Consider the following 24,160-nt stretch of genomic DNA (forward strand, 5'->3'; position numbering starts at 1 on the left):
TTAACCCTCCTTGACCAGGCCGAGATCGGTCAGCACGTTGCGGGTGGCGTTGTAATAACGCACGTACCCGGTACAACGGCAGACGTGATGACCGAGGCTGTCCTCGATGACTTGTTCCAGCTTGCTGTGCACGGTCGGCTGGCGTTGCAGTTTCTCCACCAACACGGTGGCCGCATTGACGAAGCCCGGCGCGCAGTAACTGCACTGAAAGGCGAACTCATCCACAAAGCGCTGCTGGATCGGGTTGAGCTCAGTGACCTGGCCCGACTCATCGCGCTTGGCGTGGCCTTCGATAGTGCGCACTTTTTTGCCTTCAAAGTAATGCGCGCCGGTGATGCAGGTGCGCACTTCTTCGCTGGTGCCGTCCGGGTTGTCGACGATCACCACGCAGGCGTGGCAAATGCCTTGGCCGCAGCCCAACCGCGAGCCGGTGAGGTTCTTGTACTCGTGCAGGTAGTCGATCATCGGCAGGTCATCAGGGATGTCCACCGGGCCGACGGGTTGACCATTGAGGGTCAGTTGAAGCGGACGGTTAGCCATTGAGGGCCTCCTTGATGCGGGCAGCCGTGATTGGCAGGTCGCGAACACGTTTACCGATGGCGTGCGCCACCGCATTACCGATGGCCCCGACAATCGGGATCATCACCACTTCAGCGATACCTTTGGACGGGTCGCTCGGCGACAGCGCCGGCAGAATCTCTGAGGTCTGTTTCCACACGGCAACGTGACGTGCCATCGGCAGGCGGTAGCGGTTGAAGTTCCAGTCACCCTCCCCCGGCCCGCCTTCGTACAGCGGCATTTCTTCCATCAAGGCGTGACCGATGCCCATGGCCACACCACCTTCGAGCTGGCCCTTGACCAATTCTTCCACCAGCACCCGACCACACTCGATCCACGAATGGTGATTGAGCACTTCGACCTGCGCCGAACCCTTGTTGACCTTCAACTCGACCAACGTGGCGACGGGGCTGTAGTACGTCACCGCAGCGTTGTTCAACTGGGTGGCGGGATAGCTGATGTTCTGGCGGTCCAGCAGGTGGAAACCGGCAGTGCTCATCAGCGCTTGCTTGGCTTTCGGTGCGCCGTTGCCATATTTCACCGCCAGAGCGTCGAGTGGCAGGCGCTCGCGCACGCCGTCGATGCTGTACTCAGCCTCGGCCCAGCTCCAGCGGTTAAACCCGTGGACCGTGGCAGCGGTGACCAGGCCGCGCTCATGAGCACGCTTGGCCAGCTCTTCAAAGCTCAACGGCTGCATGCCGTTGGCGGTGAGCTTGCCGTCCACCCAATGCGCGTCTTCGCGACGTACCACATAGGGGTTGGCCTGGCCGCCGAACGGGCCCTGGCGCCAGATCTCCAGCGCCGCTGGCCACAGGCCGTGGTTGAACAGCACACGCGCCGCTTCACGGGTGGCGTGGCTGAAGTAGTACGCCGAGTTGGTCGCCGAAGACGCCGAAGCGAGCTTGCCCACCCAACGCGGGTTGCGCAGCAGGTTGTCCTGCTCGGCCTGGCTCATGGTGTAAGGGTTGCCGCCGGTGACCAGCTGCATTTCCTTCCACTCTGTTTCGCCAGTCTTTACTTCGTGGGCCGGGCTGCCGAGGAAATCGGCGACTACCAGCGATTGCGAAGTGGACATGCCGGTGCCGATTTCGATACCGATATGACGCAGGCTGATGCGACCGTCAGCGCTGAATTCAACACTGGCCATCGGCGCTTCGGAACCGGTGCCGAAGTCTTTCTGGCAGATGGCAAAACCGACGCCATACCAGTTATCCGGGTCGGCGGCTTCGCGTTGTTGCTTGATCGCGTCGCGGTTTTTCCACACGTCGTGCACAGCGGCCTTGTCGAGTATTTCGTGCAGCCGCAACGCACCGGCAGGAATGGCGCCCTGGGTGTTTTTCATGCCCGAGCGCAGTGCGTTCTTGCGCCGCAGCTCAATAGCATCCACACCGAGGCGACCGGCTATTTCGTCGACCATCATCTCGGTCGCCGCCATGCTTTGCAGGGTGCCGTAGCCCCGCATCGAACCGGCTTCAACGCCACGGGAGTGGTACGCAGTGACCTGCAGGTCGTTCTGCGGCATGTAGTAGATCGATTGCGCCGCCGTGGCGCCGACCGCAGCCACCGATGGGCTGTAGTTGATCCGGCCACCGCCATCGACGCTCATGTCGGCGAGGAAGATTTTGAAGCTGTGGTCGCTTTTGTCGACCGCCAACTGGTAGCGGATATCGAACGGGTGACGCTTGATGCCGCTCTGGAACTGCTCGTAACGGTCGTTGGCCAGGCGCACCGGCACGCCGGCGCCATACAACGCAGCGAGGGCGGCGTAGTAGACGAAAATATTGTGGTCTTTGGAACCGTAACCCACGGTGTAACCCGGGTGCATATTCAGGTGGGCCAGGCCGAAGCGCGACGGCGAGATCATCTTGGCGGTCTCGGTCGCGACTTCCAATGGGCACTGGGTGGCCACCACAAAGTGCAGGGTCTTGGTTGCCGGATCGTACCAACCGTTGCCGTTGTCCGGCTCCATGGCGGCCGGTTCGATCGATGGGGTTTTGTAGCGCTCGTCAAACACCAGCCAGTTGTCCGGCGGCGTGTTGATCTGGCTCTTCATCCGGTCGGCGTAAAACAACCCGCGCTCAGTCAGGTTGCCGTGCAGGTTCGGCTGGGAATTCCACACCGGGCGACGGTTTTTCAGCATCGGGAACAGGATCGAATCCTTGAGGCTGGCGAATTCGTCTTCGTCGGCCGAGGTCGGGCCTCCCACGCGCACGTAACGGAAGCTGCCGTAGGGGTCACCTTCGTAATACGGCACTTTGGCACCGTAGCGAATCGCCTTGTCATTAAACTTGAGCTTGTTCTTGGCCTGCCGGAAACGCTCGAAGTCGTTCCAGATCAGGATCGCCACCGGGTGGCCGATAAACATCGGCACTTTGCCCTCGGGCAGCAACGGGTCCGGCGCATGTTCTTCCGGGAAGACGATACCGTCCTTGTCCAGGTCGGCAGCAGTGACGATACGATCCGGCTGCAGATCGGCGCCAAGCCACGACAGGTCGTAGCCCGCGTAGATGTGGTCGGCCTTGATGGTTTTGAGCAACATGGCGTGACCTTGCTGCTGGGGCCAGCCCGGCATGTCCTTGGAACGGATGTCGCGGGCAAACACCTTGCTGCCGCAGACTTTCGACAAGGCATCGTTACGCTGGCGCGCCTTGCCGTTATGGCCGAGCCACTTTTCAGACGGCACGGTCACGCTGTTTTCCATCAAGGCAGCCAGCGCCTGGGTGCTGAGCGGCGTGAGCGTGACACTCACACCCGCCACCAGCCCGCCCTGGAGGAACGAGCGCCGGGTTATTTCACGGTTGGACATGGATCATCCTCTGAGCGGTTATAAATCCGCCCTTATGGTTAAGTACACCGAATCTGGAGACTTGCAGAAGCCTTTCTCGACGAATCAAAAGGCCATGATGACAGTGCAAAGTTGACCGAAGGGTTAACTTTAAAGGTTTCTGCGCCTGCGGCAAATAACCACATTGAAATTTTTTGACACAAGAACGCAAAACGGCCGACAGAATCGAAAAGATCTGTCGGCCGTTTGCCGATAATGAGCGCTGGTGGTAGCGAAGAAGATGAGGTTTTTTCCAAACCCCAGACACAAAAAACCCCGGTCTTTCGACCAGGGTCTTTGCTATCGGATCAAGGTGAGCCAGTGGCTTTCCTTGTGCTTCAAGGCGTTCAGTGGGCCTTGAGGCAGATATGGCGCAGCGGACGGGACTCGAACCCGCGACCCCCGGCGTGACAGGCCGGTATTCTAACCGACTGAACTACCGCTGCGTATCGCTTGGCTGGCTGAGCATGAAACCTCAACCACCTTTAAACGTCTGACCGATCAGCCTTGGCTGTTCAATCTCAAGCCCGACGGATCGGACCTGGAAAATATGGCGCAGCGGACGGGACTCGAACCCGCGACCCCCGGCGTGACAGGCCGGTATTCTAACCGACTGAACTACCGCTGCGCGTCGGTGCAACCTTTAACGTTGCGTCTTGCCCTAAGGCAAAACTCTCAAGAAGTGGTGGGTGATGACGGGATCGAACCGCCGACCCTCTGCTTGTAAGGCAGATGCTCTCCCAGCTGAGCTAATCACCCTTTGCTTCGTTGAGGCCGCGAAATTTACGCAGGTAGCGGACCTAAGTCAATAGCCTGCTTGAAGTTTTTCTGAAAAAGACAAAATGACTTCAAGACGGCCACCGGCCCTACTCGCTGTAAATCATCTTCTTGCTCATGCCACCGTCCACCACGAACTCTTGCCCGGTGACGAACCCGGCCTGGCGTGACAGCAACCAGGCCACCATCGCCGCCACGTCCTCCACCGTCCCTACCCTGCCCGCCGGATGCTGGGCATGATCGGCGTCGGTGAGCGGTTCTGCACGCCGCGCCGCCGGGTCACGCGCGTCGATCCAGCCAGGGCTGACCGCATTGACTCGCACTTCAGGCCCCAGGCTCATGGCCAGGGCGTGAGTCAGGGCCAACAACCCACCTTTGCTGGCCGCATAGGCCTCGGTGTCGGGCTCGGATTGACGCGCCCGGGTCGAGGCCAGGTTGACGATGGCACCGCCATGGGCACGCAGGTAAGGCGCGCAGTGCTTGGCCAGCAGCATCGGCCCACTGAGGTTGACCGCCAGCACGCGATTCCAGTACGCCAGGTCGAGGCTTTCCAGGGTGATATTGCGTGGGTCGGCCACCGCCGCATTGCACACCAACGCATCCAGGCGCCCGAACTGCCCCAGCACCTCGGCAACCCCCTGGGCCACTTGTTTCTCGTCGGCCACGTCCATGGTGATAAACCAGGCATTGTCGCCCAGCACCTTGGACACCTTGGCCCCGCGCTCGCGGTCCAGGTCGGTCAACACCACCTGCCAGCCTTCACTGATCAGCCACGCGGCAATCCCGAGGCCAATGCCCCGCGCCGCGCCCGTCACCAACGCCACGCGCCCGTTACTGGCCGCTGCGGCCTCCATGGACCACTCGATCACAAGGCCGCCAGCCCGCGGGCCAGGTCTGCCTGCAAGTCAGCAACGTCTTCCAGGCCCACTGCAATGCGAATCAGGCTGTCACGGATGCCGGCCGCTTCACGCTCCTGCGGTGCCAGGCGCCCGTGGGAGGTGGTGCTCGGGTGGGTGATGGTGGTCTTGCTGTCACCCAGGTTGGCGGTGATGGAGATCAGGCGCGTCGCGTCGATAAAGCGCCAGGCGCCGTCTTTGCCACCCTTCACTTCAAAGCTCACCACCGCACCGAAACCACGCTGCTGGCGCTGAGCCAAGGCGTGTTGCGGGTGGCTCTTGAGGCCGGCGTAATGCACCTTCTCGATACCGTCCTGTTGTTCCAGCCACTCGGCCAGGGCCTGGGCGTTGGCGCAATGGGCTTTCATGCGCAGGCTGAGGGTTTCCAGGCCTTTGAGGAAGATCCAGGCGTTGAACGGGCTCAGGGTCGGGCCGGCGGTGCGCAGGAAGCCCACCACTTCTTTCATTTGCTCGCTGCGACCGGCCACCACGCCGCCCATGCAACGGCCCTGGCCGTCGATGAACTTGGTTGCCGAGTGCACCACGATATCCGCACCCAGCTTCAGCGGCTGCTGCAAGGCCGGGGTGCAGAAGCAGTTGTCCACCACCAGCATCGCGCCTTTGGCATGCGCGACTTCGGACAGCGCAGCGATGTCCACCAGCTCAGCGAGCGGGTTGGACGGCGATTCGACGAACAACAGCTTGGTATTGGCCTTGATGGCCGCCTCCCAGCCGGACAGGTCCGCCAGGGGCACGTAATCCACTTCAATACCGAAACGCTTGAAGTACTTCTCGAACAGGCTGATGGTCGAGCCGAACACGCTGCGCGATACCAGCACATGGTCACCGGCGCTGCACAGGCTCATCACCACAGCGAGGATGGCCGCCATACCGGTGGCGGTCGCCACGGCCTGCTCGGCACCTTCCAGGGCCGCAATACGCTCTTCGAACGCGCGCACGGTCGGGTTGGTGTAGCGCGAATACACGTTGCCCGGCACTTCGCCGGCAAAGCGCGCAGCAGCGTCGGCGGCGGTACGGAACACGTAGCTGGAGGTGAAGAACATCGGGTCACCGTGCTCACCTTCCGGGGTACGGTGCTGGCCGGCGCGCACAGCCAGGGTATCGAAAGCTACGCCATCGAGGTCGCTGTCCAACCGACCGGCATCCCATTCCTGACTCATGCTGCGACTCCTTATTCAATTCTTTGTTTAAGATACAAAACCGGCCCCTCAGGGCCGGTGTTTACTCAGTTGTTATACAGGTCGATGATCGCGCTGACCGCCTGGGTCTTGATCTTCGACGAGTCGTTGCGCGCCTGCTCGATCTTGTTCAGGTAGGCCTCATCGACATCGCCGGTCACGTACTTGCCGTCAAACACGGCGCAGTCGAACTGCTCGATCTTGATCTTGCCACCGCCAACCGCTTCGATCAGGTCAGGCAGGTCCTGGTAGATCAGCCAGTCAGCGCCGATCAGGTCGGCCACGTCCTGGGTCGAACGGTTATGCGCGATCAGCTCATGGGCGCTCGGCATGTCGATACCGTACACGTTCGGGTAACGCACCGCTGGCGCGGCGGAACAGAAGTACACGTTCTTCGCCCCGGCTTCGCGGGCCATCTGGATGATCTGCTTGCAGGTGGTGCCACGCACGATGGAGTCATCCACCAGCATCACGTTCTTGCCGCGGAACTCAAGCTCAATGGCGTTGAGCTTCTGGCGTACCGACTTCTTGCGCGCCGCCTGGCCGGGCATGATGAAGGTACGGCCGATGTAGCGGTTCTTCACGAAGCCTTCGCGGAACTTGACGCCCAGATGATTGGCCAGCTCCAGCGCGGCGGTACGGCTGGTGTCCGGGATCGGGATGACCACGTCGATGTCGTGCTCGGGACGCTCGCGCAGGATCTTCTCGGCCAGCTTCTCGCCCATGCGCAGGCGCGCCTTGTAGACCGAGACGCCGTCGATGATCGAATCCGGACGCGCCAGGTAGACGTGCTCGAAGATGCACGGGGTGAGTTTCGGGGCTACAGCGCACTGACGGGTGTGCAGCTTGCCGTCTTCAGTGATGTAGACAGCCTCGCCCGGCGCCAGGTCGCGGATCAGGGTGAAGCCCAGCACATCCAGGGACACGCTTTCGGAAGCGATCATGTACTCGACGCCTTCGTCGGTGTGACGCTGGCCGAACACGATCGGGCGAATGCCGTGGGGGTCGCGGAAACCGACGATGCCGTAACCGGTGATCATCGCCACCACCGCATAACCACCGACGCAACGGTTGTGCACGTCGATCACGGCAGCGAACACGTCTTCTTCGGTCGGCTGCAGCTTGCCGCGCTGGGCCAGCTCGTGAGCGAACACGTTGAGCAGCACTTCCGAATCGGAGCTGGTGTTGACGTGGCGCAGGTCAGATTCGTAGATCTCCTTGGCCAGTTGTTCAACGTTGGTCAGGTTACCGTTGTGCGCCAAGGTAATGCCGTAAGGCGAGTTGACGTAGAACGGTTGAGCTTCGGCCGAGGTCGAGCTACCGGCGGTCGGGTAACGCACATGGCCAATGCCCATGTGCCCGACGAGGCGCTGCATGTGACGCTGATGGAACACGTCACGCACCAGGCCATTGTCCTTGCGCAGGAATAACCGGCCGTCGTGGCTGGTCACAATACCGGCAGCGTCCTGGCCGCGGTGCTGGAGGACGGTTAGCGCGTCATACAGCGCCTGATTGACGTTCGACTTACCGACGATACCGACGATGCCACACATGCGACGCAACCCCTACTTAATGAATCTTGACTGAACACAGCTTACTGAGGCGTTTGCGCCGGCAAGAGGTGTTCCTTGAACGGAAGATCAGCGGGTACGCTGATTCCGCTGGCCAGCCACTGACTGCTCCACCCCAATATGAGGTTCTTGGACCAGTCTGCAACCAATAGAAATTTTGGCACGAGTACCGACTCCTGCCACCACGAATCCTGCTGTACCGGCCCCAGGCTCAACAGCCCGACCGCCACGACCACCAGCAGCGCGCCACGCGCAGCCCCGAAGGCCATGCCGAGAAATCGATCGGTCCCGGAGAGGCCGGTGACACGTATCAACTCGCCAATAAGATAATTGACCATTGCCCCCACCAGCAGCGTGGCGATGAACATGATGGCGCAGCCCGCGATGACGCGAGCCGAAGGTGTCTCTATGTACCCGGCCAGGTAGACCGACAGTGAACCACCGAACATCCAGGCTACGACTCCTGCGATGATCCAGGTCAGCAACGACAGTGCTTCTTTTACGAAGCCGCGGCTCAGACTGATCAAAGCGGAGATGGCGACGATTGCAACGATCGCCCAATCAACCCAGGTAAATGGCACAGTGCAGCCTACGTACGGATAAGGCGGCGCATTTTAGCAGAGCGCCGGGCTATCGGTAAGCGGTGATTGCGGGTGCTTTGCAAATCAATAGATTGTGACGGGCCAATCGTATTTCAACCCCGGCACACACCAATGTGGGAGCGGTATCTACATAGCTTAGGGCCGACGCTGAACCTGTGGCGAGGGAGCTTGCTCCCGCCCGTGACGAACTGACAGCTGACACCCCACGATCCAACTGTGGGAGCGGGCTTGCTCGCGAAGGCGGCCTGGTGTGTACATATCCATTGCTGCGGTAACGGCCACTTAGGGTTCCTCTCAGCGGGTCACTTTTGGAAAAGAGCCCCAAAAGTAACCAAAAGGGATCTTGCCCCACCACTCGGCACCTCGCTTAGGCTCGGTGTGCCCGTAATCCGCCAGCGTGGTTTAACGGGGCGCCTAAGATCAAAAGCAGATCAAGATCAAGAGCGGCTCGCTTCGCATCGTGGAGTGTGTGGCCGGGCGCGGTCGACTGTGGGAGCTGGCTTGCCTGCGAAGGTATCGACTCGGTGTACCGGAATCACCGAGTTGACTGGATCGCAGGCAGGCCAGCTCCCACATTCAGGCCGTATTACCAGCCAAAGCCGGCAGTTGTTCAGCCGCGCTCGGGCTGGAAACGCACCACAAACCCATTGAGGTTTTGCTGGCGACCCAGCAAATCGCGCAGGCGATCTGCCTCGGCACGCTCGATCAGCGGGCCGACAAATACGCGGTTCTTGCCGTCGGCGCTGCGGATATAAGCGTTATAGCCCTGGGCACGCAGCTTTTTCTGCAGGGCGTCGGCACTTTCGCGATTGGCCAGGCTGGCCAACTGGATCGACCAACTGACCGGCAGGCCATTAGGGTCGATGCGGCTCTGGCCCACATCCGGCTTGCCCGGTGCCGCAGGCTGCGGCGCTACCGGTTTGGGCGCTGGTGCCGGTGCGGCCGGCTTGGCAGCAACGGCCGGTGCCGGGGTCGGTTTGACTACCGGGACACTTGGCTGCACCGGCATCGAAGGCGCCTCTTGCGCGGCAACCTCCTCATCGGTGGGCACAGGCTCTTGCGGCAACGCCTGGGGCTCAGGCACCACCACCGGCTCGATCTGAACCTGCGGCACCACCGGTGCCTGGGGCGCGGCGGGGGCTTCAACCACCACTTGGCGCTGTTCGTCCTGGCGGGAAAACAGCATCGGTAGAAAGATTACCGCCAACGCCACCAGCACCAGGGCCCCGACCATTCGCTGCTTGTATGCGCTATCCAGTAATGCCATGTGCAGCTTCCTCCGTGGAGCGCCGGGCCAGCCATTCAAGCGCCTCGGCAACACAATAAAATGATCCGAACAACAGGATTTCGTCCTCGGCCGTCGCTACCGCACACTGCGCTTCCAGGGCGGCAGTGACGCTTGCATACGACGTCACCGGCGCGCCAAGGTTCTGCAAGGCCGTTTCCAGCTCAACAGCCGGACGACTGCGCGGCGTATCCAGCGGCGCAACCGCCCAAGACTGGACGCTGCCCAGCAGTGGCGCAACCACGCCGTCCAGGTCCTTGTCGACCAGCAACCCGAACACGGCCAGGCGACGCCCCACCGGCGGTGTGCGCGCCAGACGCTGCGCCAGGTAGTCGGCAGCATGGGGGTTATGGCCTACGTCCAACATCAGGCTCAGGCGCTTGCCTTGCCAGTCGAAGGTTCGGCGATCCAGGCGCCCCACCACTTTGGTTGCCAGCAAGGTCGCGGCAATCTGCGTGGCATCCCACGGCAGGTCCAGCAACAGATAGGCTTGCAGCGCAAGCGCGGCGTTTTCCATCGGCAGGTTCAGCAACGGTAAATCAAGCAGCTCTACCCGTTGGCCACGTGCATCCTGCCCACTCCATTGCCAATGGGTCTCGCCGATATCCAGAGTGAATTCGCGACCCCGCAGATAGAACGGGCAATCGAGCTCACGCGCCTTGTCGAGCAAGGGTTGCGGCGGATCCAGGTCACCACACAGCGCCGGACGGCCCTGGCGGAAGATCCCAGCCTTTTCAAAAGACACCGATTCACGGGTATTGCCCAGATAGTCAGCATGATCGACACCAATGCTGGTCACCAGCGCTAGGTCGGCATCCACCACGTTGACCGTATCCAAGCGCCCGCCGAGACCGACTTCCAGCACGACCACATCCAGCTGAGCACGCTCGAACAACCAGAACGCCGCCAGGGTGCCCATCTCGAAATAGGTCAGGGAAGTGTCGCCACGCCCGGCCTCCAGCGCAGCAAAGGCTTCGCACAGTTGGGCATCAGTGGCTTCTACGCCATTGAGCTGCACCCGCTCGTTGTAGCGCAGCAGGTGCGGCGAGCTGTACACGCCGACTTTGAGGCCCTGGGCCTGCAACAGCGCGGCGACAAAGGCACAGGTGGAGCCTTTGCCGTTGGTGCCGGTCACCGTGATCACACGCGGTGCCGGCCGGCCCAACCCGAGGCGGGCCGCTACCTGTTGCGAGCGCTCCAGGCCCATGTCGATGGCGGACGGATGCAACTGCTCAAGGTAGGCGAGCCATTCGCCCAGGGTTCGTTGGGTCATAGGTTTGCAGGCACCGGCGGCACGACGATCGGCTCGACCTTAGGCGCGATGTACACAGGCGTCGGCAGGCCCATCATTTGCGCGAGCAGGCTGCCCAGGCGCGGGCGCAGTTCGCCACGCGGGATGATCAGGTCGATCGCACCGTGCTCCAGCAGGAACTCGCTGCGCTGGAAGCCTTCCGGCAGTTTTTCCCGCACGGTCTGCTCGATCACGCGGGGGCCGGCAAAACCGATCAGGGCTTTAGGCTCGCCAACGATCACATCGCCCAACATTGCCAGGCTGGCGGACACGCCGCCGTAGACCGGGTCGGTCAGCACGGAGATGAACGGGATGCCTTCTTCACGCAGACGCGCCAGTACCGCCGAGGTCTTGGCCATTTGCATCAGGGAAATCAGGGCTTCCTGCATACGCGCACCACCGGAGGCGGCGAAGCAGATCATCGGGCAACGGTTTTCCAGGGCATAGTTGGCAGCGCGAACAAAGCGCTCACCGACGATGGCCCCCATGGAACCGCCCATGAAGGAGAATTCGAAAGCCGAAACGACCACTGGCATGCCCAGCAGCTTGCCGCTGACCGAAATCAGGGCGTCTTTCTCGCCGGTCTGCTTCTGCGCACCGACCAGGCGGTCCTTGTACTTCTTGCTGTCGCGGAACTTGAGACGGTCAACCGGCTCCAGGTCGGCGCCCAGCTCATTACGGCCATCGGCATCCAGGAAGATGTCGATACGGGCGCGGGCGCCTATACGCATGTGGTGGTTGCACTTGGGGCAAACGTCCAGGGTCTTTTCCAGCTCGGGGCGATACAGCACCGCGTCGCAGGATGGGCATTTGTGCCACAGACCTTCAGGAACCGAGCTTTTCTTCACCTCGGAACGCATGATCGAAGGGATCAGTTTGTCTACTAACCAGTTGCTCATGCTTTCTTTTCTCCAGTACCGGTGGCTTGAACACAGCCCCGCGTATGCCCTTGAGCTAAATTCATATGTGGCGATGACACAGGTGGGACGGGGTCAGACGTTGGACCTGCCATTTCCCGCCCGTATCCTCAGCCTTCCAGACAACCTGCCAGCGCAGGGTTGCCACTTCGTTTCCGGGCCACCCACAGGCGGCGCCGGGCTGTTTTACACAGTGGTAGTTATGGACGGCGGCAGACTGCCAGCCGTCACATCCCACCCCTGCTGTTGCGCACGGCCTGCATGAACGCGCGAATCTTGCTCGGGTCCTTGATCCCCTTGCCCTGCTCCACCCCACCGCTGACGTCCACGGCATACGGCCGGACCTGCTCGATGGCCGCCTGGACATTCTCAGGGGTGAGCCCACCCGCGAGAATAACTGGCTTGCTCAACCCCTCGGGAATCAGCGACCAGTCGAACGCCTCGCCCGTACCACCGGGTACGCCTTCGACGTAGGTGTCCAGCAGAATCCCGCGAGCGCCGGTATAGGCGGCGCAGGCTGCGGCGATATCGTCCCCGGCCTTGACCCGCAACGCCTTGATGTACGGGCGCTGATAGCTTTCGCATTCCTCTGGCGTTTCGTCGCCATGGAACTGCAACATATCCAGCGGCACCGCATCCAGGGTTTCGTTGAGCTCGCAGCGGCTGGCGTTGACGAACAACCCCACGGTGGTCACGAAGGGCGGCAACGCAGCGATAATCGCCCGCGCCTGCAGCACATTCACCGCCCGTGGGCTCTTGGCATAAAACACCAGACCGATGGCATCCGCCCCCGCTTCGACTGCCGCCAGCGCGTCTTCTATGCGGGTAATCCCGCAAATCTTGCTGCGAACGGCTGGCATGTCGTAGGAACCTCAGGGTTGGACCGAGAAAGTCCCGGATGGTAACAAAAGCTTTTCCGGGCGTCAGCCGCCAAGTTCGCTGAAACCGGTGAGGAAGTGCGGCCCGATATAGCGTTCCGGCAGTTCGAACTCGTCGCGGTACTCCACATCCACCAGATACAGGCCGAACGGATGCGCCGTGACCCCGCCCGTGCGGCGGATGCGGCTTTCCAGCACTTCCTTGGCCCACTCCACCGGGCGCTCACCGGTGCCGATGGTCATCAGCACCCCAGCGATATTGCGCACCATATGATGCAGGAAGGCCCCGGCACGGATATCCAGCACGATCATCTTGCCGTGCCGCGTCACCCGCAGGTGGTGGACTTCCTTGATCGGCGACTTGGCCTGGCACTGCCCGGCACGGAAGGCGCTGAAGTCATGCACCCCCACCAGATGCTGCGCGGCTTCGGCCATGCGCTCGGCATCCAGCGGGCGGTGGTTCCAGGTAATCTCTTCATTGAGGTGCGCCGGGCGGATCTGATCGTTGTAGATCACGTAGCGGTAACGCCGGGCGATGGCCTTGAAACGCGCGTGAAAGTGCGCCGGCATGACCTTGGCCCAGCTGACGCTGACGTCATGGGGCAAATTGATATTAGCGCCCATCACCCACGCCTTCATTGAACGGTCGGCCTGGGTGTCGAAGTGCACCACTTGGCCACACGCGTGTACGCCAGCGTCGGTACGCCCGGCGCACATCAGCGACACCGGCGAGTTGGCGACTTTGGACAGGGCGTTTTCCAGGGTTTCCTGCACCGTCAGCACCCCGGAGGCCTGACGCTGCCAGCCGCGATAGCGCGAGCCTTTGTATTCCACGCCCAGGGCGATGCGGTAAAAGCCTGCGGCCGCCATTTCGGCAGCCGCGTTATCTATATTTGCCAAGAACTGTGAGCCTGATGAGTTGCGCAAAGGCGGGCATTATAGGGCGTCAGGGTGCATGAGTGGACTTTAAATGTGGGAGCGGGCTTGCTCGCGAATACGCCGTATCATCCAGCACATCAGCAGCTGAACCAGCGCATTCGCGAGCAAGCCCGCTTCCACATTTTTCTGCGTCGGCCGTTAGATTCGGCCGAGCATTTCCTTGGCTTCGCTACGCTGACCTTCGTCGCCTTCGGTCAGCACTTCGGACAGGATGTCTTTCGCGCCTTCGGCATCGCCCATGTCGATGTAGGCCTGGGCCAGGTCAAGCTTGGTGGCCACTTCATTGGTGCCGGAGAGGAAATCGAACTCCGGCTCATCCTCAGCGCCCTTCGCGGCATCTTCAGCCGTGAAGGAAGGCTCGATCGACGGATGTTCCAGGCTCTGGGACAAGCGATCCAGCTCAGCATTGACGTCGTCCAGCTCCGAAGCAAAAGCATCGGGCTTGGCCGCTGGCGCGTTCGGCTCGTCCGCCAGCGACAGGTCAAAGTCTTCCGGCAGGTCGAATTCGTCCAGCGCAGCCGGCGTCAGGGTCGGCGGCTCTACCGGCGGTACATCCTTGATCTGCCCTTCCAGGCCCGACAGGAAGTCGTCATCAGATTGCGACGCAGGAGGGTCCAGTTGCAGGTCTAGGTCAAAGTCCGACAGGTCCTGCGCATCGGCCTTGGGCTCGGTCTGTTGTTTGAGCAGTGATTCAAAGGTTTGCTGGTCTTGCGCGATCTCGGCCGGTGAGGCGGCTTCCAGATCATCCAGGCTCAGGTCGAAATCGGTGTCGAAGGTATCTGCCTGCGGGGCTGGGGCCGGCTTGTCGTCGAGCAGGTCCTTGACGTATTGCGCGTCCAGGGCCGCAGCAGCCACTGCGGCACTGACACCCGCCGCCAACACGGCCATGGCCGGGAAGCGCGCTTTGAGCTGCTCGACCTGGGCATGGTTCTCACCGTTGGCCACCAACTGGCGCTCCTGGGTGACGAACCCGTCCTTGTTGTTCTGCAGACCATAGACTTCCATCAGCTTCAAACGCAGGTCGCTGCGCTTGGGCTCGCGCTTGATGGCTTGCTCAAGCACATCCGCCGCCTGGTTCAGGTGGCCACGGTCGATATGGGATTGGGCCTGGGCCAGGGCGTCGCTGGAGTTTTCCTGAGCCACGGCAACCGCCAACGGCGCCAGTACGGAGGCGACCGTCGGTGCCACAACCGTCTCAACCACCGGTGCAGGCGCAGGTGCTGGCGGCGTTGCGGTGTCGAGCTTGACGCTCGGCGGCGGCACTTCAAGGCCCTCGAAGCTGTCAGGCGGCAGGTCTTGATCGATATTGGAAACGAACACAGGCTCTTCGGCCAACGCCCGCGCCATGCGCAGATGCTTCTCTTCTTCACGGCGAGCATTGCGATGGCGCGCCCACAGCAGCAGAAGCAACAGCACCACCAGCAGGGCCGCACCACCAAGGATGCCGAGCACAATCGGGTTGGTCAGCAGGTCATTGAACTTGCCTTCGGTGCTGGCCGGCGCGGCAGCCGGCTTGACCGGTTCAGGCGCTGGCGCGGGTGTTGCGGCGGGAGCCGCAGGCTCGGCTGCAGGTTCACCCGGCAACTGCGCGGGCATCGCGGCGGTCTGTGGTTCACCCGTTTGCGCCTGCAAACGAGCCAACTGGTCATTCTTCAGCTGGATCAGCTTCTGCAGCTTGTCCAACTGGCTTTGCAAGTCGGCGGCGCGGCTTTTCAGTTCTTCGTTGTCACGCCGCGTGGTGTCGAGCTCTTCCTGGGTCATCGCCAGCTTGTCGCTCAGGGCGCGGCTGTCACCGACGGTGCCCTTTGCGCCTTTTTTGGCGGCTTCGGCAGACACCAGGCTCAAGTTGTCCTTGGCCTGGGTGCTCGACGGCGCATTCCCGGCCTGGGTGCGCTTGGTCGCGTCCAACTGTGGCTTGCCGGCCACTTGGCTCTGAGGGCCACGGCGGCCCTGGCGCCAGGCGGCGTTCTGTGCGCTCACTTCGGCAATCGCTTGCGGCTGCGCCAGGGCGGTACTTTGCGTAGCGTCCGGCAGGCGCAGGACCTGGCCGGTTTTCAGGCGGTTGATATTGCCGTCGACAAAGGCATCCGGGTTAAGCGCCTGGATGGCCAGCATCGTTTGCTGGACCGAGGCGCCATTGCGGTTCTTTGCGGCAATTTCCCACAAGGTGTCGCGGGATGTGGTGGTGTGCTGGGCAGGCGTGCTGGCGGCAGGTGCAGTACTGGCTGGCGCGGTGCTGGCCGGCGCGCTCGCCGTCGGGGCCGGCTGGTCAAACTTGGCCGGGTCGAGCAGCACGCTGTAGTCACGCATCAAACGGCCATTGGGCCATTGCACCTGCATGAGGAAGCGTACATAGGAATCGGGCAGCGGCTTGCTGGAGGTCACGCGCACCACGCTGCGACCTTCGGGGTTGATCACCGGGGTGAACGTCAGGTCATCGAGGAACGCCTGGCGATCGACACCCGCGTCCACGAAGGCCTGGGCAGACGCCAGGCTGGGGGTGATCTCGGACGCCGTGAGGCCGCCCACATCGCGCAATTCGATTTCCACCGACAGCGGCTGGTTCAACTTCGACTTGAGGGTCATCTCCCCAAGTTGCAGCGCCTGCGCCATACCGGAGGACAGCGCCGAGGCGGCCGCTATTGCTAACACCAGTTTGCGAACTTGAACCATAGCCTCATCCTTTGTTTGAACGCTTCCCGCCCTGCGAGAAGGTTGGTAACCGCTGCCATTAGGCATGGCGAGCCGATAGGTCACCGACGCGCTTGTGTTTCACTTGGGACCAAGCATAGCGCCTGGTTAGAATCAATCTACAAATTGCCGCCAAGTATCTTTTACACAAGGCCTTTTATCAACAACTGCGCCAGCTCCACGGCGTTCAGGGCCGAGCCTTTGCGTACGTTATCTGACGTCAGCCAAAGATTTAGTTCCGCCGGGTCGTCGATACCGGCGCGAACTCGCCCTACGTACACCACGTCTTGGCCAACGGCATCGCCTACGGCCGTGGGGTAATCACCCTCCTCCACCAGCTCGATACCCGGTGCAGCGTCGAGGGCGCGGTTCACCGCGGCCAGGTCGACCGGCCCTGCCAGTTGCAGCGACACAGTCAGGCTATCGCCGAAAAACACCGGGGCTTGAACGCAGGTGGCAGAAATCTTTAGTAACGGTGTTTCCAGCACGGCGCGCAGTTCGTGTACGAGACGTTTCTCCAGGGCGGTATGACCTTGGGCATCCGGCGTGCCGACTTGCGCCAGCAGGTTGAACGCCACTTGCCGATCGAAGAACGCCGGCTCCAACGGGCGCACGTTCAACAGTTCGGCGGTCTGGCGCGCCAACTCGCTGACGGCCTCGCGGCCCTGGGCGGAGATTGCCAGGTTGGCGGTGACGCTGACGCGCTGGATGTCTACCACACCACGCAACGGCGCCAGCACCACCGCAAGGTAAGTGGCACAAGGGCTCGGGCTGCCGAGCTGAAAAGGTTTCTTCAACGCTTTCAGCACATGGGCGTTGGCCTGCGGCACCACTTGCGGGGCCTGCTCGGCGGGCAATGCGCCAGACAAGTCGATCACCGCGCAGCCAGCGGCGGTGGCACGCGAGGCGAAGCTCAGGGTCACCGCCGGGCCTGCGGCGAAGAACGCCAACTGCACCTTGCTGAAGTCAAACGTGTCGACTTCTTTGACCCGCACGTTCTTGCCCCGAAACGGCACCGAGGCCCCCGCCGAGTTGCTGCCCGCCAGCAGGTACAAGGTGCCCACCGGGAACTCCAGCTCTTCGAGGATCTGCACCAGGGTTTCGCCAACGGTACCGGTGGCGCCGATCACGGCGATTTCAAAGGTCTGGGTCATGGGATTGCCTCGGGCATTACGGGGGAGCGGCACTTTACCGGGTGGTGGCAAGTGAGGCAATTGGGCTGCTTTTTGCGGTGTGGTTGAGGGCCTCATCGCAGGCAAGCCAGCTCCCACATTTTGACCTGTGAATACAGTCAAATGTGGGAGCTGGCTTGCCTGCGATGAGGGCTTCAAAGGCAACAAAAAACCCGCGCCTGTCACCAGAACGCGGGTTTCTGTTATTGCCTCAAGCGATCAACGCTCCAGCAAAATCCGCAACATGCGACGCAACGGCTCTGCCGCGCCCCACAGCAGTTGGTCGCCGACGGTGAACGCGCCGAGGAACTGGCTGCCCATGTTCAGCTTGCGCAGGCGGCCCACCGGCACATTCAGGGTGCCGGTGACCTTGGTCGGGCTCAGCTCCTGCATGCTGATATCACGGTTGTTCGGCACCAGCTTGACCCAAGGGTTGTGCTGGCTGATCAGCCCTTCGATATCGGCGATCGGCACGTCTTTGTTCAGCTTGATGGTCAGTGCCTGGCTGTGGCAACGCATGGCGCCAATGCGCACGCAGATGCCATCCACCGGGATCGGGCTCTTGAAGCGACCCAGGATCTTGTTGGTTTCGGCCTGGGCCTTCCACTCTTCGCGGCTCTGGCCGTTAGGCAGTTCCTTGTCGATCCATGGGATCAAGCTACCGGCCAATGGCACGCCAAAGTTCTCGGTCGGGTAGGCGTCGCTGCGCATGGCCTCGGCCACACGGCGGTCGATGTCGAGGATCGCGCTGGCCGGGTCAGCCAGTTGGTCGGCGACAGCGGCGTGGGTCGCGCCCATTTGCTTGATCAGTTCACGCATATTCTGCGCGCCGGCGCCGGAGGCCGCCTGATAAGTCATGGCGCTCATCCACTCCACCAGGCCGGCTTCGAACAGGCCGCCCAGGCCCATCAGCATCAGGCTGACGGTGCAGTTGCCGCCCACGTAGTTCTTGGTGCCGGCGTCCAGTTGCTGGTCGATGACCTTACGGTTGACCGGGTCGAGGATGATCACTGCGTCGTCCTGCATGCGCAGGCTCGAGGCGGCGTCGATCCAGTAACCCTGCCAGCCGGCTTCGCGCAGCTTGGGGAAGACTTCGCTGGTGTAGTCGCCACCCTGGCAGGTCAGGATCACGTCGAGGCTCTTCAACTCTTCAATGCTGTAGGCATCCTTGAGTGGGGCAATGTCCTTGCCCACGGACGGCCCTTGGCCACCTACGTTCGAAGTGGTGAAAAACACCGGCTCAATAAGATCGAAATCCTGCTCTTCCAGCATCCGCTGCATGAGCACGGAACCGACCATACCGCGCCAACCGATCAGACCTACACGTTTCATCGCAACTACACCTTGTTAAAAAGTGGGCCGCCTTGCAGCAACAACTGCAAGCGGGCCCGAGAGATTACAGATTCCGCAGCGCGGCGACTACTGCGTCGCCCATTTCTTGCGTCCCGACCTTGGTGCAACCCTGGGACCAGATGTCGCCGGTGCGCAAGCCCTGATCCAGCACCAGGCTGACGGCCTTCTCGATTGCGTCCGCGGCATCGCTCAGGTTGAAGCTGTAACGCAGCATCATCGACACCGACAAAATGGTCGCCAACGGGTTGGCAATGCCCTGCCCCGCGATGTCTGGCGCCGAACCGTGGCACGGCTCGTACATGCCTTTATTGTTGGTATCCAGGGATGCCGACGGCAGCATGCCGATGGAACCGGTGAGCATCGACGCCTGGTCGGACAGGATGTCGCCGAACAGGTTGTCGGTGACGATCACGTCGAACTGCTTGGGTGCGCGCACCAGTTGCATGGCGGCGTTGTCGACGTACATGTGGCTCAGCTCGACGTCCGGGTAATCCTTGGCGACTTCTTCGACGATTTCACGCCACAGTTGGCTGGAGGCCAGCACGTTGGCTTTATCCACCGAGCAGACCTTTTTACCGCGCACGCGCGCCATGTCGAAACCGACACGGGCGATACGGCGGATTTCGCTCTCGCTGTATGGCAGCGTGTCATAGGCCTGACGCTCACCATTTTCCAACTCGCGCACACCCCGTGGCGAGCCGAAGTAGATACCGCCGGTCAGCTCGCGCACGATGAGGATATCCAGGCCCGCCACCACTTCTGGCTTGAGGCTCGACGCGTCAGCCAGTTGCGGGTAGAGGATGGCCGGGCGCAGGTTACCGAACAGGCCCAGTTGCGCACGAATCTTCAGCAGGCCGCGCTCAGGGCGAATGTCACGTTCGATCTTGTCCCATTTCGGCCCACCCACGGCGCCGAGCAGCACGGCATCGGCAGCGCGGGCACGGTCGAGGGTCTCGTCGGCCAGGGGCACGCCGTGCTTGTCGATGGCCGCGCCGCCGATCACGTCGTGGCTCAGCTCGAAGCCCAGGCTGTACTTGCTGTTGGCAAGCTCAAGGACCTTGACCGCTTCGGCCATGATTTCCGGACCAATACCGTCGCCAGGGAGAATCAGAATCTGCTTGCTCATGGGTTCCTCATTTCATCAAGCGACCCGCCCGTGGGCAGGTCGGGAAAAATCAATCAGCGTTCGGCGAAGACCACCAGCACATCGGTGCTGAAGGTGCCGTCGGCTTGAATTTCGTAATAATCGCGTACTTCCTGGCCCATGGCCTTTTGCAGCTCAAGGATTGCTGCACGCAGTACCTGTGGCGTGCGCATGCGCTCGACCCACGAGGTTTATTCCAGGCGCAAGCGCTGGCGGCTGCTGTTGCGTACGTGCAGGCCAGCCTCACTCAACTGGCGCATCCACTCGGCGCCGGAGTAATCACGCACATGGCTGGTGTCACGCAGCACTTCGACGGTTTGCAGGTAAGTGTCCAACAGCGGGCTGCCCGGTGACAAGACATCCACAAATGCCGCTACGCCGCCCGGCTTGAGCACCCGGCGCACTTCACGCAGGGCCAGGCCGAGGTCGCTCCAGTGATGGGCCGAATAACGGCTGAATACGAAGTCGAATTCACCGTCAGCGAAGGGCAGGCGCTCAGCGGCGCCGTGCACGGTGCGGATGTTGGTCAGGTTGCGGTCTTTGGCGGCGGCGGCTACCACGTCGAGCATAGGCTGGGACAGGTCGTAGGCCACCACCTCTTTGACCAGAGGCGCCACGTGGAAGCTGACATGACCGGCACCGCAGCCCAGGTCCAGCAGGCGTGCAGCGCCCTGCCCGGCCAGCTCGGCTTGCAGCACGGCGAATTCGGCGCCCTGGGCGTGCACGGCACTGCTCAGGTAGGCCGAGGCTTGCTCGCCGAATTGTTTTTGCACGACTTGGGTGTGGGCGGTGGTGGTCATGAAAAGCTCCTTATGAACGGTGCTTATTTGTAGGAGCGAGCTTGCTCGCGAAGATCGTCAACGATAACGCGGGGCATTTGATGCCCCACGGTGCCCTTGAGTTTTTCGCGAGCAAGCTCGCTCCTACAAAGGGTCAGGCATCGCGAAACAACCAGGGCTGGCTCGCCCGATGCTTGGCTTCAAACGCAGCAATCGCATCGCCGTCCTGCAAGGTCAGGCCGATGTCGTCCAGGCCGTTGATCAGGCAGTGCTTGCGGAAGGCATCCACTTCAAAGTGGTACACCTTGCCATCCGGGCGGGTCACGGTCTGCGCGGCCAGGTCTACCGTCAGCTGGTAGCCGACATTGGCCTCCACTTGCTGGAACAACTCGTCCACTTCTGCGTCGCTCAAGATGATCGGCAACAAGCCGTTCTTGAAGCTGTTGTTGAAGAAGATATCGGCGTAGCTCGGCGCGATGATGCTGCGAAAGCCGTATTCTTCCAGAGCCCACGGGGCGTGCTCGCGGCTGGAGCCGCAGCCGAAATTTTCCCGGGCCAGCAACACGCTGGCGCCCTGGTAGCGCTCGGCGTTGAGCACAAAGTCCTTGTTCAGCGGGCGCTTGGAGTTGTCCTGATAGGCGTAGCCCACGTCCAGGTAGCGCCACTCGTCGAACAGGTTAGGGCCGAAACCGGTGCGCTTGATCGACTTCAAGAATTGCTTTGGGATGATCTGGTCGGTGTCCACATTGGCACGGTCCAACGGCGCTACAAGGCCTGTGTGTTGGGTAAAAGCTCTCATAGGGGTTTCCTCAGATCAATTCGCGAACGTCGATGAAACGACCGTTGACGGCAGCAGCGGCGGCCATGGCCGGGCTCACCAGGTGAGTACGCCCACCCGCGCCTTGGCGCCCTTCGAAGTTACGGTTGGAGGTCGACGCGCAATGCTCGCCCGACTCCAGGCGGTCCGGATTCATCGCCAGGCACATCGAGCAGCCCGGCTCACGCCATTCAAAACCGGCTTCGAGGAAGATCTTGTCTAGCCCTTCGGCTTCCGCCTGGGCTTTAACCAGCCCGGAACCTGGCACCACAATGGCTTGTTTGATGGTCGAGGCCACCTTGCGGCCCTTGGCGATCACTGCCGCGGCGCGCAGGTCTTCGATCCGCGAGTTGGTGCAGGAGCCGATAAATACACGGTCCAACTGAATATCGGTGATCGCCTGATTAGCGGTCAACCCCATGTATTTCAAGGCGCGCTCGATGGAGCCGCGCTTGACCAGGTCGGCCTCTTTGGCCGGGTCCGGCACGTTCTGGTCGACTGCCAGGACCATTTCGGGCGAAGTGCCCCAGCTGACTTGCGGCTTGATCTGCGCAGCGTCGAGTTCGACAACGGTGTCGAACACCGCATCGGCGTCGGAGACCAGGTCTTTCCACGCTTCGACGGCAGCAAACCACTCGGCGCCTTGCGGCGCGAACGGGCGCCCCTTGACGTATTCGACGGTTTTTTCGTCCGCGGCCACCATGCCCACGCGGGCACCGGCTTCGATGGACATGTTGCAGATGGTCATGCGGCCTTCGATGGACAGGTCGCGGATTGCACTGCCGGCGAACTCGATGGCATGACCGTTACCGCCGGCGGTGCCGATCTTGCCGATCACGGCGAGCACGATGTCTTTGGCGGTCACGCCAAACGGCAATTGGCCTTCGACACGCACCAGCATGTTCTTCATTTTCTTGGCCACCAGGCACTGGGTGGCGAACACATGCTCCACCTCGGACGTGCCGATGCCGTGGGCCAGGGCGCCGAATGCACCGTGGGTAGAGGTGTGAGAGTCACCGCAGACCACGGTCATGCCCGGCAAGGTGGCACCCTGCTCCGGGCCGATGACATGGACGATGCCTTGGCGCACGTCATTCATCTTGAATTCGGTGATGCCGTACTCGTCGCAATAGTCGTCGAGGGTCTGCACCTGCAACCGCGAGACCTGGTCGGCAATGGCTTCGATGCCGCCTTTGCGCTCAGGGGTGGTGGGCACGTTGTGGTCTGGCGTGGCGATGATGGAGTCGACGCGCCAAGGCTTGCGCCCGGCCAGTCGCAGGCCTTCGAACGCTTGGGGCGAGGTCACTTCATGGATGATGTGACGGTCGATATAGATCAGCGACGATCCATCATCGCGACGTTTCACTTCATGGGAATCCCAAAGCTTGTCGTAAAGCGTTTTGCCGGCCATCAGTCGGTCCTCATCAGCGGTGCTTCTATACGCCGGGCTTTTCAATAACCCTTTGGCTTGTGAGGCTGATGGTATGGCGCTACATTAAATAACTCAAATTCATATTTTTTATGCTTTGGATTACCAACTGGAATAGCACCATGGACCTGGCCAACCTCAACGCCTTTATCGCTATCGCCGAGACCGGCAGCTTCTCCGGTGCCGGCGAACGCTTGCACCTCACCCAGCCGGCCATCAGCAAGCGCATCGCCGGCCTGGAACAACAATTGAAGGTACGGCTGTTCGACCGCCTGGGCCGCGAAGTCGGCTTGACCGAGGCCGGGCGGGCCTTGCTGCCCCGCGCCTATCAAATCCTCAACGTGCTGGACGACACCCGCCGGGCCCTGACCAACCTCACCGGCGAAGTCAGCGGGCGCCTAACACTGGCCACCAGCCACCATATCGGCCTGCATCGCCTGCCGCCGATCCTGCGCACCTTCACCCGGCAATATCCGAAGGTGGCGTTGGATATTCAGTTTCTGGATTCAGAAGTAGCCTACGAAGAAATCCTCCACGGCCGTGCGGAAGTCGCGGTGATCACCCTGGCGCCAGAGCCCCACAACCTGGTGCAAGCTACCCGCGTGTGGGACGACCCGCTGGATTTTGTGGTGGCGCCCGAACACAGCCTGATCAGCAACGGCTCCGTCAGCCTGGCCGATATCGCCGGGCATCCAGCGGTGTTTCCCGGCGGCAACACCTTTACCCACCATATTGTCAGCCGCCTGTTCGAGGCCCAGGGCCTCACGCCCAATATTGCGATGAGCACTAACTACCTGGAAACCATCAAGATGATGGTCTCCATCGGCCTGGCCTGGAGCGTGTTGCCGCGCACCATGCTCGACGATCAGGTGGCAAGTATCGCTTTGCCGGGCATACAGCTCAGTCGCCAGCTAGGCTATATCGTGCACACCGAAAGGACGCTGTCGAACGCTGCGCGGGCTTTCATGAGCCTGTTGGATGCACAGGTCGATCTGCCAGGGTTACCGGCATGACACTGTGTGGGCCAGGGGTTTAGGT

18 protein-coding genes, 3 tRNA genes and 2 pseudogenes are annotated in these 24,160 nt (G+C 61.7%); 2 read left to right on the top strand and 21 right to left on the bottom strand.

Annotation, left to right across the window (positions count from 1 at the left end):
- From HU731_RS05940 to HU731_RS06030, 19 genes and pseudogenes are all read right to left on the bottom strand, one after another.
- Entirely contained in the window at positions 1–540 is a 540-nt protein-coding gene (locus HU731_RS05940; RefSeq protein WP_047711400.1) for a (2Fe-2S)-binding protein, read from the bottom strand.
- A complete protein-coding gene (locus HU731_RS05945; RefSeq protein WP_186607642.1) occupies positions 533–3,364 on the bottom strand; it encodes a xanthine dehydrogenase family protein molybdopterin-binding subunit in 2,832 nt (943 codons plus the stop codon). The genes HU731_RS05940 and HU731_RS05945 overlap by 8 nt, the downstream gene beginning before the upstream one ends.
- A gap of 387 nt (positions 3,365–3,751) precedes the next feature.
- A tRNA-Asp gene (locus HU731_RS05950) sits at positions 3,752–3,828 on the bottom strand.
- A gap of 105 nt (positions 3,829–3,933) precedes the next feature.
- A tRNA-Asp gene (locus tag HU731_RS05955) sits at positions 3,934–4,010 on the bottom strand.
- A gap of 55 nt (positions 4,011–4,065) precedes the next feature.
- Positions 4,066–4,141: transfer RNA gene (locus tag HU731_RS05960), tRNA-Val, on the bottom strand.
- Positions 4,142–4,248: 107 nt separating this feature from the next.
- Entirely contained in the window at positions 4,249–5,013 is a 765-nt protein-coding gene (locus HU731_RS05965; RefSeq protein WP_003192533.1) for an SDR family oxidoreductase, read from the bottom strand.
- Positions 5,014–5,024: 11 nt separating this feature from the next.
- Entirely contained in the window at positions 5,025–6,236 is a 1,212-nt protein-coding gene (locus HU731_RS05970; protein WP_014719150.1) for an O-succinylhomoserine sulfhydrylase, read from the bottom strand.
- A 65-nt stretch (positions 6,237–6,301) separates the two neighbouring features.
- Complete coding sequence (gene purF / locus HU731_RS05975; protein WP_003192537.1) at positions 6,302–7,807, bottom strand: amidophosphoribosyltransferase; 1,506 nt, start codon at positions 7,805–7,807, stop codon at positions 6,302–6,304.
- 41 nt (positions 7,808–7,848) lie between these two features.
- Positions 7,849–8,406: a CvpA family protein gene (locus HU731_RS05980; protein WP_005789751.1), complete on the bottom strand. Its 558-nt coding sequence runs from the start codon at positions 8,404–8,406 to the stop codon at positions 7,849–7,851.
- 631 nt (positions 8,407–9,037) lie between these two features.
- The gene (locus HU731_RS05985; protein ID WP_032896150.1) at positions 9,038–9,694 is read right to left on the bottom strand and encodes an SPOR domain-containing protein; all 657 of its coding nucleotides are present in this window, start codon (positions 9,692–9,694) and stop codon (positions 9,038–9,040) included.
- A complete protein-coding gene (gene folC, locus HU731_RS05990; RefSeq protein ID WP_186607641.1) occupies positions 9,678–10,985 on the bottom strand; it encodes a bifunctional tetrahydrofolate synthase/dihydrofolate synthase in 1,308 nt (435 codons plus the stop codon). The genes HU731_RS05985 and folC overlap by 17 nt, the downstream gene beginning before the upstream one ends.
- Positions 10,982–11,902, bottom strand: coding sequence for an acetyl-CoA carboxylase, carboxyltransferase subunit beta (accD, locus tag HU731_RS05995; protein WP_003192545.1), 921 nt, complete (start codon positions 11,900–11,902; stop codon positions 10,982–10,984). The genes folC and accD overlap by 4 nt, the downstream gene beginning before the upstream one ends.
- Before the next feature lie 245 nt (positions 11,903–12,147).
- Positions 12,148–12,780 (bottom strand): phosphoribosylanthranilate isomerase, encoded by a 633-nt coding sequence (locus HU731_RS06000; RefSeq protein WP_186607640.1) that lies wholly within the window; start codon positions 12,778–12,780, stop codon positions 12,148–12,150.
- A gap of 63 nt (positions 12,781–12,843) precedes the next feature.
- The gene (gene truA / locus HU731_RS06005; RefSeq protein WP_186607728.1) at positions 12,844–13,668 is read right to left on the bottom strand and encodes a tRNA pseudouridine(38-40) synthase TruA; all 825 of its coding nucleotides are present in this window, start codon (positions 13,666–13,668) and stop codon (positions 12,844–12,846) included.
- Positions 13,669–13,875: 207 nt separating this feature from the next.
- Entirely contained in the window at positions 13,876–16,410 is a 2,535-nt protein-coding gene (locus HU731_RS06010; RefSeq protein WP_186607639.1) for a motility hub landmark protein FimV, read from the bottom strand.
- A gap of 161 nt (positions 16,411–16,571) precedes the next feature.
- Entirely contained in the window at positions 16,572–17,582 is a 1,011-nt protein-coding gene (locus tag HU731_RS06015; protein WP_186607638.1) for an aspartate-semialdehyde dehydrogenase, read from the bottom strand.
- 237 nt (positions 17,583–17,819) lie between these two features.
- On the bottom strand, positions 17,820–18,932 hold the full coding sequence (gene asd / locus HU731_RS06020) for an aspartate-semialdehyde dehydrogenase (protein ID WP_186607637.1): 1,113 nt from the start codon (positions 18,930–18,932) through the stop codon (positions 17,820–17,822).
- 64 nt (positions 18,933–18,996) lie between these two features.
- Entirely contained in the window at positions 18,997–20,079 is a 1,083-nt protein-coding gene (gene leuB, locus HU731_RS06025; protein ID WP_017530190.1) for a 3-isopropylmalate dehydrogenase, read from the bottom strand.
- 53 nt (positions 20,080–20,132) lie between these two features.
- Positions 20,133–20,897: pseudogene (locus HU731_RS06030) on the bottom strand (class I SAM-dependent methyltransferase).
- Between the two features lie 41 nt (positions 20,898–20,938).
- On the opposite strand from HU731_RS06030, the pseudogene HU731_RS28305 reads away from it, so the two are divergent.
- Positions 20,939–21,025: pseudogene (locus HU731_RS28305) on the top strand (outer membrane lipoprotein carrier protein LolA); the annotation flags it as partial.
- 5 nt (positions 21,026–21,030) lie between these two features.
- Here the strand turns inward: HU731_RS28305 and leuD are convergent.
- Both leuD and leuC read right to left on the bottom strand, forming a co-directional pair.
- Complete coding sequence (gene leuD, locus HU731_RS06035) at positions 21,031–21,675, bottom strand: 3-isopropylmalate dehydratase small subunit (RefSeq protein ID WP_003192559.1); 645 nt, start codon at positions 21,673–21,675, stop codon at positions 21,031–21,033.
- Between the two features lie 10 nt (positions 21,676–21,685).
- On the bottom strand, positions 21,686–23,104 hold the full coding sequence (gene leuC, locus HU731_RS06040; protein WP_186607636.1) for a 3-isopropylmalate dehydratase large subunit: 1,419 nt from the start codon (positions 23,102–23,104) through the stop codon (positions 21,686–21,688).
- A 140-nt stretch (positions 23,105–23,244) separates the two neighbouring features.
- Between leuC and HU731_RS06045 the strand changes: the two genes are divergently transcribed.
- Positions 23,245–24,135 carry a LysR family transcriptional regulator gene (locus HU731_RS06045; RefSeq protein WP_186607635.1) on the top strand — a complete coding sequence of 297 codons (891 nt, stop codon included), beginning with the start codon at positions 23,245–23,247 and terminating at the stop codon, positions 24,133–24,135.
- Positions 24,136–24,160: the final 25 nt, after the last annotated feature.

Source organism: Pseudomonas salmasensis (assembly GCF_014268375.2).
Classification (GTDB): domain Bacteria; phylum Pseudomonadota; class Gammaproteobacteria; order Pseudomonadales; family Pseudomonadaceae; genus Aquipseudomonas; species Aquipseudomonas salmasensis.

Excerpts from the sequence above, each read along its gene's own strand:
- HU731_RS05940 (WP_047711400.1), bottom strand. The coding sequence starts at position 540 with ATGGCTAACCGTCCGCTTCAACTGACCCTCAATGGTCAACCCGTCGGC.
- HU731_RS05945 (WP_186607642.1), bottom strand. The coding sequence starts at position 3,364 with ATGTCCAACCGTGAAATAACCCGGCGCTCGTTCCTCCAGGGCGGGCTG.
- HU731_RS05965 (WP_003192533.1), bottom strand. The coding sequence starts at position 5,013 with ATGGAGGCCGCAGCGGCCAGTAACGGGCGCGTGGCGTTGGTGACGGGC.
- HU731_RS05970 (WP_014719150.1), bottom strand. The coding sequence starts at position 6,236 with ATGAGTCAGGAATGGGATGCCGGTCGGTTGGACAGCGACCTCGATGGC.
- purF (WP_003192537.1), bottom strand. The coding sequence starts at position 7,807 with ATGTGTGGCATCGTCGGTATCGTCGGTAAGTCGAACGTCAATCAGGCG.
- HU731_RS05985 (WP_032896150.1), bottom strand. The coding sequence starts at position 9,694 with ATGGCATTACTGGATAGCGCATACAAGCAGCGAATGGTCGGGGCCCTG.
- folC (WP_186607641.1), bottom strand. The coding sequence starts at position 10,985 with ATGACCCAACGAACCCTGGGCGAATGGCTCGCCTACCTTGAGCAGTTG.
- accD (WP_003192545.1), bottom strand. The coding sequence starts at position 11,902 with ATGAGCAACTGGTTAGTAGACAAACTGATCCCTTCGATCATGCGTTCC.
- HU731_RS06000 (WP_186607640.1), bottom strand. The coding sequence starts at position 12,780 with ATGCCAGCCGTTCGCAGCAAGATTTGCGGGATTACCCGCATAGAAGAC.
- truA (WP_186607728.1), bottom strand. The coding sequence starts at position 13,668 with ATGGCGGCCGCAGGCTTTTACCGCATCGCCCTGGGCGTGGAATACAAA.
- HU731_RS06010 (WP_186607639.1), bottom strand. The coding sequence starts at position 16,410 with ATGGTTCAAGTTCGCAAACTGGTGTTAGCAATAGCGGCCGCCTCGGCG.
- HU731_RS06015 (WP_186607638.1), bottom strand. The coding sequence starts at position 17,582 with ATGACCCAGACCTTTGAAATCGCCGTGATCGGCGCCACCGGTACCGTT.
- asd (WP_186607637.1), bottom strand. The coding sequence starts at position 18,932 with ATGAAACGTGTAGGTCTGATCGGTTGGCGCGGTATGGTCGGTTCCGTG.
- leuB (WP_017530190.1), bottom strand. The coding sequence starts at position 20,079 with ATGAGCAAGCAGATTCTGATTCTCCCTGGCGACGGTATTGGTCCGGAA.
- leuD (WP_003192559.1), bottom strand. The coding sequence starts at position 21,675 with ATGAGAGCTTTTACCCAACACACAGGCCTTGTAGCGCCGTTGGACCGT.
- leuC (WP_186607636.1), bottom strand. The coding sequence starts at position 23,104 with ATGGCCGGCAAAACGCTTTACGACAAGCTTTGGGATTCCCATGAAGTG.
- HU731_RS06045 (WP_186607635.1), top strand. The coding sequence starts at position 23,245 with ATGGACCTGGCCAACCTCAACGCCTTTATCGCTATCGCCGAGACCGGC.